We start from the raw sequence: 9,767 nt of genomic DNA, 5'->3' as shown, positions 1-9,767 counted from the left end.
GGACCGGCCGGTGTGCCCGGCCGGTCCGCCGCCCTCACCGGGTCGTCCCGTTCCTCAGGCTCACCGGCCGGTCGTCGCCGAGCTCGTGGAAGAGCCGTCCCGCCCGTGCCTTGTCCCAGAGCACGGCGCTGCCCTTGGAGGTGGGGATGCCGACGGCGGACACGGGGACGTTGACCTGTTTGCCGCGGCCGGCCGTCACGCCGCGGACGGCCTGGAACAGCGAGGCGAGGTCCAGCAGGCCGGTGTTCCGGTCGACGGCGAGGGTGTCCAACCCCGCGTCCAGCGCGGGAAAGACGGCGAACGGGTTGAGCACGGTCCCCGGCGTCCCGGCCCGATGGGCGAGGGCCGACAGGAACTTCTGCTGATTGCGGGTACGGCCCAGATCGCCCTGGGCCTCCTGGTGGCGCTGGCGGACGAAGGCGAGCGCCGCGGCGCCGTCGAGGGTCTGACAGCCCTTGCGCAGGTCGGCGCCGGACTTGTCGTCCTTCAGGTCCCGCTCCAGGCACATCGGGACGCCGCCGACCGCGTCGACGAGGTTCACGAAGCCCGCGAAGCCGACCTCCACGTAGTGGTCGATCGTCAGGCCGGTGTTGTGCTCGATGGTGCGCACCAGCATTTTGGGGCCGCCGAGCGCGAACGCCGCGTTGAGCTTGTTCTTCGCGGGGGCGTGGCGCTTGCCCGTCATGGGGCTGGTGTAGCCCGGGACGGTCAACCACGAGTCGCGTGGCAGGCTCACCATCGTGGTGCCGCCCGCGCCGGTGTGCAGCAGGATCATCGAGTCCGTGCGACGGCCGCCGGCCGATCCGGTGTGCAGATCCCGCTTCTCCCGGTCGGTCAGGCCGCTGCGGCTGTCGGATCCGACGAGGAGGTAGTTGGTGCCCTTGCCGGTGTGCCGGCGGGGTTCCGGTGTGCCGAGGTCGATCTGGCTGTTGAGCTTGCCGCCGGCCCAGGCCAGGGCACCGGCGGGCACGGCCAGGAGGAGCACGAGCAGCGCGAGGGCCACCCGCAGCAGGGGCCGCCGGCGCCGGGAGCGGTGGGACCGGGGCCTTGGGGGCGGCTGCCCGGGCCCGTGGGGCAACGGGCCGCCGCCGTCGGCTGTGCCACTGCCGGCTCTGCGGCCTGGCGAGTCGCTCATTTCTCACTCTCCTCGGTCACTTCGGCACCACGCCGCTCAGATGCGGCACGGGCTCCGAGAGCAGGTGCTGGTTGGCGGTGCCGGTACGGTGCATGCGGTGCCACTTCAGCCGGGTGCCGAGCAGGGCGGTGACCACGGACTGGATGACCACGAGGTACAGCAACTGCCGGTAGAAGAACAGCTGGAGCGGTAGCGCCCACAGCGCGCTGAGCCGTTCGCGGTCCAGGTGCAGCGCGTACGCCGCGGTGATCAGCTGGACGACGAGGAAGCCGAGCCAGACCCCGATCGCCTGCGCGGTGTCGCCGAAGCACAGCCCGTACAGGGCGAAGACGTCGACGACCGGCGCGAACAGCGGCAGGACGATCTGGAACAGGGTGAGATAGGTCAGCCCGCGACGGCCGAAGCGCCCGGCCGGGCCGACTTCCAGCACGGCGTGGCGGTGCTTCCACATCGACTGCAGGGTGCCGTAGCACCAGCGGTAGCGCTGCCGCCACAACTGGCTGAAGGTGCTGGGCACTTCGGTCCAGGCGATGGCCGTCTCCTCGTAGACCACGCGCCGGCCCACCCGCCACAGGGCCATGGTGAGGTCGGTGTCCTCGGCGAGGGTGTCGTCGCTGATGCCGCCGATGGCGCTCAGCGCGTCCCGGCGGAAGGCGCCGATGGCACCGGGCACGGTCGGCATGCATTCGAGCACCTCGAACATCCGCCGGTCCAGGTTGAACCCGAGGACGTATTCGAGGTGTTGCCAGCGGCCGAGCAGGCTGCGCCGGTTGCCCACCTTGGTGTTGCCGCTGACCGCCCCGATCGTCGGGTCGGCGAGCGGCTGGATCAGCCGGTAGAGGGCGTCCGGCTCGAAGACCGTATCCGCGTCGATCATGACGATGATGTCGCAACGCGCGTAGCTCAAGCCCGTGCTGAGCGCCCCGGGCTTACCGGAGTTGGGCTGCTGCACCACCGTCAGCCGGGGATCGGCGATGCCCCGGGCGATCTCCGCGGTCCGGTCCGTCGACCCGTCGTCGATGACGATGATCTGCAGGTCCCGGTGCGTGGACGCCAGGAGCGAGCGCACCGTGGCCTCGATGCCCGCCTCCTCGTTGTGCGCGGGGACCAGCACCGTCACCGGATCGGTCACCTCGCGCAGCCAGGGCGCACCGGACCGGTGCCGGCGTCGGCGCCGTACGTGCACGCGGGCGAGGAAGGCGAGCAGCAGCAGCCGCAGCACTCCCAGCCCGCCGGCGATCCCCAGCGCCCAGGTCATCGAGCGCGCGAAGGTGTGCCCGATGGACTGGATCCAGATCAGCGCCTCTCCCTGCACCCGCTCGGGCAGGGAGGCCGGAGTGGTGAGCGAGGGCCGGCCGAGCCCGCGCGTGACGGTGGTGAACCGTCCCACGTCCGGGTCGGCCAGCAGCTGCTCGGCCTCCTGGTACCCCAGGGCGGTGTGGCTGAACTGCCGCACCACGCCCTGCGGTGGCTTGCGGGACCGGTGCGTGGCGGCGACCAGGAGGTACCCCTGGTCCGAGGCGCGCCGTGCGGCCGTCCACTCCGCGCCGCACATGGTGTCGGCGGTGGTGGTGTGCGGCAGCCGCAGCAGCCGGGTGTTGACGTCCGCGGCTCCCGCCAGCGCGGTCTGGGTGAGCGAGAGCTCCAGTTGGGAGCGGAGCCGCGAGGCACTGCCCAAGTCGCCGCCGGTGTAGGTGTACGACCCGATCTCGTGGCCCTCGTCGCGGATGCGCCGCACCAGTTCCGGGTGGCGGGCCGCCTGGGTTCCGTAGAGGAAGAAGGTCGCGTGCGCGTGCTGGGCGCGCAGCAGGTCGAGCAGTCGCGGTGTCCACACCGGGTCGGGTCCGCCGTCGAAGGTGAGCGCGGCGGTCCGGTGCGCCATCTGCGCGGTCTCGGCGGCGGTGCCGGTGACGCGCAGGACGGGGGCTCCGTTGTCCGCGGACTTCGGTATGGGGCGGGTGCACGCGCGCCTGGTGCGGGCACCGTCGACCTCGTGGGTGGTCCAGCCTTCGAAGAGCAGTGACGTAGCGACTATGGGGAGGATCAGCACCAGTAGTAACCAGTGCCAGCGTGGGGAGTGGCGCAGCGCGTGCCGCGCCTGCCCTGACAACGCCACAATGGGCCCTTTCCGTCGAGGAGACATGCCACGTGCGAGGCGTGCGTCCGCGCCGGCTCGCCGGGGCGGCGAGCACGGATGGGGGGCGCGGACGGACACGCCTCGGGGTGGACCGGCCGGGCTTCACACCCAGTGGGTGGCGCGCGCCGGTCCGGCGTTTCTCACGGGGCGGGTCTGGTCTCGACGGGGGCCCGGGTTGCATGGTGGCCGACGGGTACCGCCGGCCCGGAGGTGTGGGCGGGCGCCGAAGGACGGGCGTCGTCCGGGACGCCGGGCTCCTGGCCGGCGGTGTGCCCTGGTAGCGGTCCGGCCTTTCCCGGCGCCGGTTTGGCGTCCGGTTGCTGGAGTCCGCCGAACACGACGGCGAGGAGCACGAGATATCCGGTGCACATCCACCCTGCGGTCAGCGCTGCGTGTCCCAGGAGGCGTCGACGCCTGCCTGACGTGTCGACAAATACCGGACGATTGCGCTGTTTACCGGGGCGAATGCTGTGGGGGGTAGCGGTTCGCATGGAGCGTGAGTGTAACCAGATACCGCGAATGAGAATAGGAAAGGGCAGCCCCGCGAACCCATTAACGGGCCCTGACAGAGGGTTTTGTACTGTGAAGTAACTCACGACCTCGGGCGATAGCGCGACTAATTGAACTGCTTACTACGCAGGCCTTGTTCGGATTGGTCCGACTGGCCGGGAACGGGCCACTCCGAGGCGGCTTGTACACACGGAGAAGCCTCGACGGGGGCATGGCCGGCCCAGTCGCGGCGCCCGTATTTCCGGCCCCGCGCGGTGGATTCCGACGGCGAGTGCGTCTTGGTCGCACCACCGAGCGGGCCGTCTTCGCGCCGGCAGGGTCAGGCCGGCGCCGGAAGGTCGCGCATCATGTCCGCCGCCTTCTCGGCGATCATGATGGTGGGGGCGTTGGTGTTGCCCCGTACGACGGTGGGCATCACGGAGGCGTCCACCACCCGCAGCCCGCGCACACCGTGCACCCTGAGCCGGCCGTCGACCACCGGGCCGATGGCGCAGGTGCCCGCCGGGTGGTACAGGGTCTGCAACTCCCGCCGCGCGAAGTCCAGCAACCCCTCGTCGGTCGGCGACTCGGGGACCCGGAAGTCGGCCCTGCGGTGCTTGCGCAGACTCGGCTGATCGGCGATGTCCAGCAGCAACCGCACGGCCCGTACGACCGTCGCGCGATCGTCCTCGGTGGCCAGATAGTTGTGCAGCACGCGCGGTTGGGCGCTGGGCAGCGCCGAGCGCAGCGAGACCTTGCCCCGGCTGGTGGGGGTCAGCAGGGCCGCGCCGCACATGAAGGCGTGGTCGAAGACCGGGCCGAGGCCCTCGTCGTGGAACATCACCGGGGTGGCGTGCACCTGGATGTCGGGGGCGTCGAGATCCTCGCGGGTCCGGTGGAATCCCCCGGCCTCGCCGACGTTGGAGGTGAGCGGGCCGCGGCGCTCGGCCTCCAGGAGGCGGGCGTTGTCCGGTGACGCGGCGGTCAGCAGGGTCTCGGTGTCGGTCAGGTACAACAGCCCGACGTGCGGGTGGTCCTGCAGGTTCTCCCCCACCGGGAGGTCCACCCGGGGGGTGATGCCGTGCGCCGCCAGCTCGTCGGCCACGCCGATGCCGGACAGCATGAGCAGCTGCGGGGAGTTGTACGCACCGGCGCAGAGCACCACCTCGCGTGCGGCGCGCAGCTGCCGCAGCTCGCCGCCGCGGTCCAGCTCGACGCCGCTCGCGCGGTCGCCGTCGAACAGCACGCGCGTGCAGGTGGCGTCGGTGAGCACCTCCAGGTTGGGCCGGGTCAGAGCGGGGCGCAGATAGGCGTCCGCGGTGCTGCAGCGCATGCCCTCGCGCTGGGTGAGGTGGTAGTAGCCGACGCCGTCCTGTTCGGGGCCGTTGAAGTCGGCGGTGTACGGGTGGCCGGCCTCCTGCGCGGCCGCCACGTAGGCGGCCATCAGGGGATGCCGGGAGCGGCCCTCGCTGACCGTGAGCGGTCCCCCGGTGCCGTGCCAGGGCGATCTGCGCCCCTGGAAGTCCTCGGCGCGCAGGAAGTACGGCAGGACGTCGTCCCAGCTCCACTCCTCGGCGCCGGCGGCGGCCCAGCCGTCGTAGTCGTGCCGGTGGCCGCGGATGTAGATCATCGCGTTCATCGACGACGAGCCGCCGAGCATCCGGCCCCGGGGCAGGAACGTGCGGCGACCGCCCAGCCCCGGTTCGCGCTCGCCCAGGTAGCTCCAGTCGTACTTCGTGCGGAACAACTTGCTGAAGGCGGCGGGGATATGGATCTCCGGCGCGTCGTCCGCCGGCCCGGCCTCGACGAGCAGCACCCGGACGTCCGGGTCCTCGGTGAGCCGGGAAGCCAGCACGCACCCGGCCGAGCCGGCACCCACGATGATGTAGTCGTACACCCGTCCCCCTCATGCGGCCTGCACACGGACCCCTCCAGCCAAGCCGTATCGGCACCTCCGCTCACACCGGGAAACCGGCCATTGTCGACGGCACGTCCGGGGGACGGCGGCGAAGGCGCTGCCGCGGTCACCGCACGCGAGGCGGACGCCGATGGTCCGCCGCCAGGGCGGCCTCCTGCCACGGCAGGACCAGACGGCGACGCACCAGACCGTTGACATGGCCGGTCTGCTCGCGGGTGAGGTGGTCGCGAAAGCCCCCGACGACGCCGCGGCGGATCCTGAAGGCCTCCGGGTCGCCGGGCACCGCCGGCCGCGGCCGCGGCGAACTCGGCGCGTCGGTGGGTTCCATGGCGCGGGCGGAGGGGTAGTCCCCGAAGTCCACCGCCGTGCGCAGCGCCTCCGGTCCGGCCGGCGGCAGCCCGCAGAAGCGCAGTACGCGGGCGAGCTCTCCGGCGGTGTCGGCGGCCAGCCGCTCGTAGGAGGTGAGCAGGAACGCCGCCGGCACGTCCTGACGGGCGTGCCAGATGTTCCAGAAGGTCAGGCAGGTGCGCACGCTGCCTTCCGCCTCGGTCAGGAACGTGCCGAGGCCACCGGAGTAGGGATCGTCCTTCCGGCGGGTGCGCTGGAAGTAGCAGGAGACGACGGTGTCCCGGACATCGCGGAGGAGGAGGACGACCTTCCGGCCGCGGTAGAAGCTCTTGTCCCAGGACAGCTGTTCCGGGGTCCGCCGGCCGACCCGGTCGTCGTGCCGGAAGACGATGCGCGGAACGGCGGAATCGACCGCGCTGAATTCCGTGAGTTCCAGATCGCGGCAGATTTCCATCGGCAGTCCACGGGCCTCGGAAATGGCCTTGGCCATCAGGACACGCAGCCAGGTCCGGCCGCACTTGGGGAACGAGATGACATAGACGTCGCCGTCCGCATCGACCGTTCCCGCGGTGGTCCGCGGTGCAGCAGAAGGAGCGGAAACAGCGGAAATAGGGGACATCACAGCGTTGCATTGTGATCGTCGCCGGCGGTCATGGCAATGAATCCGGGAATTCGGCCGGTGGCACGGAGAGCGCACGGGGCGCAGGGGGCGCACGGATAAGCGCACCCTCTCGCCTGGGAACCCGAGAGAACCGGCCATGCATCCGTGCCGTGAACCGGTCCGGCCGTGGCGCGATGCGGCGCTGTCCGACACCGCTGGGATATCGCCGTCACCGGAGGCCTGCGGCCCGTACTCGCAGGTGTAACGGATACACTTTCGCAGCAGGTCAACCGTGGCGGGTAGGGTGGGCGCCATGACCGAGACGACGGGGCGCCGCGAGCGCAAGAAGGCGCGCACGCGCCAGGCCCTGGCGGACGCCGCCCTGCGGCTCTTCCTGGAGCACGGCTACGACAACGTCGGCGTCAGGGACGTGGCGGAAGCGGCGGACGTGTCGGTGACCACCCTGTTCAAGCACTTCCCCAGCAAGGAGGCGCTGGTCTTCGACGAGGACGAGGACCACGAGGCCGCCCTGGTCGCCGCCGTGCGCGACCGGGCCCCGGGCCGGCCCGTCCTGCACGCCCTGCGCGACCATGTGGCGCGCACCCGGCTGTCCCTCCCCGACGGCGCCGCGGACGCGGCCGCCTTCATCCGGCTGGTGAACACCACCCCCGCACTCCAGGAGTACGTCGACCGCATGTGGCTGCGGCACGAGACCGCCCTGGCCGCCGCCCTCGCCGAGGCGACGGGCGCCCCCGAAGGCGATGTCGGCGCCGCGGCGCTGGCCCACTTCGTCATGGAGAGCCCGCGCCTGGTCCGCGGGCACGACGACCCCCGGCGCGCCCTGCACGAGGTGTTCACCCTGCTGGAACGGGGCTGGGGAGACGGCTCTCCCTGAGGCGTCGCACGGCGCACCCGACCGGCCGGTCGTACCGGCCCAGGCGGCGCCGGCCACGGCCGCGTCCCGGCGCGCGCGGGTGCCCGGCGGCTCATAGATTGGTCGGGTGAGCGGGTCCGTGGGCTGCGGGAAGACAGGCGGGCGCGCGTGAGGAGACCGGATCTCGATCACGCGGCGCTGTTCGCCGCGACACCGAGCGCATGCCTCGTCCTCGATCCGGAGCTGGTGATCGTGGACGTCAACCGGGCGTACCTCCAGGCGACCGACCGCACCCGGGACGAGCTGATCGGGCAGTACGTCTTCGACGCCTTCCCGGACAACCCCGCCGACCCCGAGGCCGCGGGCGTGCGGGAGCTGACCGACTCGCTGCGCCAGGTGCTGGTCTCCCGGGAGCCGGACCCCATGGCGGTCCAGAGGTACGACATCTCCGTCCGCGACCGGCCGGGGGTGTTCGAGGAGCGGTGGTGGTCCACGATCAACACCCCGGTCCTGGGGCCGGACGGCAGGGTGGCGTGGATCATCCACCGGGTGGAGGACGTGACCGCGTTCGTCCACTCCCGCCGGGCCCGGCAGCTGCCCGGCGGGCGGCTGAGCGAACGCGAGGAGGCGATGGAGGCCGAGCTGTACGTCCGGGCGCGTGAGCTGCAACGGCTCAACGAGGAACTCCGCCGGGCACACGCCCGCGAACGCCAGGTCGCCCTCACCCTGCAGGAGGCCATGCTCCACTCCCCGGACCTCGCCCGGCACCACGACATCGCGGTGCGCTACCTCCCCGCCATCGGCTCACTGAACGTCTGCGGCGACTGGTACGACATCATCGACCTCCCCGAGAACGGGTTCGCCGTCGCGGTCGGCGATGTCGTCGGGCACGGCCTGGAGGCCGCCGCCGTCATGGGCATGCTCCGCAGCGCCCTCAGCGCCGCCGCGCGCTCCGTGCACGACCCCGCCCGGGCACTGACGGTGCTGGGCCTGTACGCCCGCTCCATCGAGGGCGCCCTGGCCACGACCGCGGTCCAGGCACTGGTCGACACCGCCGACCACCGGATCGTCTACAGCAGCGCCGGTCACCCGCCGCCCGTCCTGCTGCACCCCGACGGCACCCACGACATCCTCGACGGGGCCACCGACCCGCCTCTGGGCGCCCGCCCCGAACACGTGCTCCGCCCCCAGGCACAGGTGCCCTACACCCCCGGCGACTCCCTCGTCCTCTACACCGACGGGCTCATCGAACGCCGCGACGAGGACATCGACGCCAGCCTGGCCCGCCTCACCGACGCCCTCGCCCCCTGCAGCCGGCTCAGCCCGGAGCGCCTCGCCGACGCGCTGCTGGCCCGCCTCGGCGTCAGCGCCGGCGCCCGCGACGACATCGCCCTTGTCGCCGTGCGCCTCTGAGAAGCCGTCCGAAGCGGTCAGGGACGCCGAACCGGCGCACACGGCGGGAGGCCGGCTTCCGTCATAGGCTGCCTCTCGCACGTGAGGACGGGAGGCCGAGGTGGCCGAGACGGCACGGACCGGGACGACGGTCGCCGAGGTGATGGCCGAGCTGGCCGCGCTCGACGACCCCAGGACACGCAAGGTCAACGAGAAGCACGGTGACGATCACGGTGTGAACCTCGGCAGGCTGCGCGCGCTCGCGAAGCGGCTGAAGACGCAGGCGGAACTCGCGCGACGGCTCTGGGCCACGGACGACAGCGCGGCGAGGCCGCTGGCGATCCTGATCTGCCGCCCGAAGGCGTTCGGGCGCGACGAGTTGGACGCCATGCTGCGCCAGGCACGCACTCCCAAGGTCCACGACTGGCTCGTGAACTACGTGGTGAAGAAGCACCCGCACGCCGAAGAGCTGCGCCTTTCCTGGTCCGCCGATCCGGATCCGGTGGTCGCGGGCGCCGGCTGGGCGCTGACCGCCGAACGCGTGGCGAAGAAGCCCGAGGGCCTCGACCTCGCAGGACTGCTGGACGTCATCGAGGCGGAGATGAAGGACGCCCCGGACCGCCTGCAGTGGGCGATGAACCACTGCCTGGCACAGATCGGGATCGAGCACGCCGAGTACCGCGCCCGTGCGATCGACATCGGTGAGCGCCTGGAGGTGCTCAAGGACTACCCGACCTCCCCGGGCTGCACGTCACCGTTCGCGCCCGTCTGGATCGCCGAGATCGTGCGCCGGCGGGACGACGGGACGGTGGCCTGATCGGCGGCGGTCGGCCGTCGCGGGCAGGGGGACGGCCGAGCGCCCGGGAGCCCGAC

The 9,767-nt window shown here is 71.9% G+C and carries 7 protein-coding genes; 3 read left to right on the top strand and 4 right to left on the bottom strand.

The genetic code is table 11. The features are described 5' to 3' along the window. Window positions 1-34 precede the first annotated feature (34 nt). The 4 genes from ACFWZH_RS24900 to ACFWZH_RS24885 all read right to left on the bottom strand — a co-directional run bounded on the left by ACFWZH_RS24900 (window position 35) and on the right by ACFWZH_RS24885 (window position 6,646). Window positions 35-1,135: an LCP family protein gene (locus ACFWZH_RS24900; protein ID WP_384435215.1), complete on the bottom strand. Its 1,101-nt coding sequence runs from the start codon at window positions 1,133-1,135 to the stop codon at window positions 35-37. A 16-nt stretch (window positions 1,136-1,151) separates the two neighbouring features. Beyond that, window positions 1,152-3,251, bottom strand: coding sequence for a bifunctional polysaccharide deacetylase/glycosyltransferase family 2 protein (locus tag ACFWZH_RS24895; RefSeq protein ID WP_384435212.1), 2,100 nt, complete (start codon window positions 3,249-3,251; stop codon window positions 1,152-1,154). Window positions 3,252-4,101: 850 nt separating this feature from the next. Continuing rightward, a complete protein-coding gene (locus tag ACFWZH_RS24890) occupies window positions 4,102-5,658 on the bottom strand; it encodes a GMC family oxidoreductase (protein WP_384435209.1) in 1,557 nt (518 codons plus the stop codon). Between the two features lie 127 nt (window positions 5,659-5,785). Next, window positions 5,786-6,646, bottom strand: coding sequence for a sulfotransferase domain-containing protein (locus tag ACFWZH_RS24885; RefSeq protein WP_384435206.1), 861 nt, complete (start codon window positions 6,644-6,646; stop codon window positions 5,786-5,788). A 295-nt stretch (window positions 6,647-6,941) separates the two neighbouring features. Between ACFWZH_RS24885 and ACFWZH_RS24880 the strand changes: the two genes are divergently transcribed. The 3 genes from ACFWZH_RS24880 (at window position 6,942) to ACFWZH_RS24870 (ending at window position 9,711) form a co-directional block, all read left to right on the top strand. Then, window positions 6,942-7,523, top strand: a complete 582-nt coding sequence (locus tag ACFWZH_RS24880) for a TetR/AcrR family transcriptional regulator (RefSeq protein WP_384435203.1) — start codon at window positions 6,942-6,944, stop codon at window positions 7,521-7,523. Between the two features lie 147 nt (window positions 7,524-7,670). Further along, window positions 7,671-8,915, top strand: coding sequence for a PP2C family protein-serine/threonine phosphatase (locus ACFWZH_RS24875; protein ID WP_384435200.1), 1,245 nt, complete (start codon window positions 7,671-7,673; stop codon window positions 8,913-8,915). A gap of 142 nt (window positions 8,916-9,057) precedes the next feature. Further along, window positions 9,058-9,711 carry a DNA alkylation repair protein gene (locus ACFWZH_RS24870; protein WP_384435228.1) on the top strand — a complete coding sequence of 218 codons (654 nt, stop codon included), beginning with the start codon at window positions 9,058-9,060 and terminating at the stop codon, window positions 9,709-9,711. Window positions 9,712-9,767 lie beyond the last annotated feature (56 nt).

Origin of the sequence: Streptomyces sp. NPDC059008 (genome assembly GCF_042749045.1) — a bacterium.
Taxonomy (GTDB): domain Bacteria; phylum Actinomycetota; class Actinomycetes; order Streptomycetales; family Streptomycetaceae; genus Streptomyces.
Note: the sequence above shows the minus strand (reverse complement) of the source record. Positions and strands in the feature narration are given on the sequence as shown.

Coding starts and splice junctions, on each gene's coding strand:
- ACFWZH_RS24900 (WP_384435215.1), bottom strand. CDS start 1,135: ATGAGCGACTCGCCAGGCCGCAGAGCCGGCAGTGGCACAGCCGACGGC.
- ACFWZH_RS24885 (WP_384435206.1), bottom strand. CDS start 6,646: ATGTCCCCTATTTCCGCTGTTTCCGCTCCTTCTGCTGCACCGCGGACC.
- ACFWZH_RS24880 (WP_384435203.1), top strand. CDS start 6,942: ATGACCGAGACGACGGGGCGCCGCGAGCGCAAGAAGGCGCGCACGCGC.
- ACFWZH_RS24870 (WP_384435228.1), top strand. CDS start 9,058: ATGGCCGAGCTGGCCGCGCTCGACGACCCCAGGACACGCAAGGTCAAC.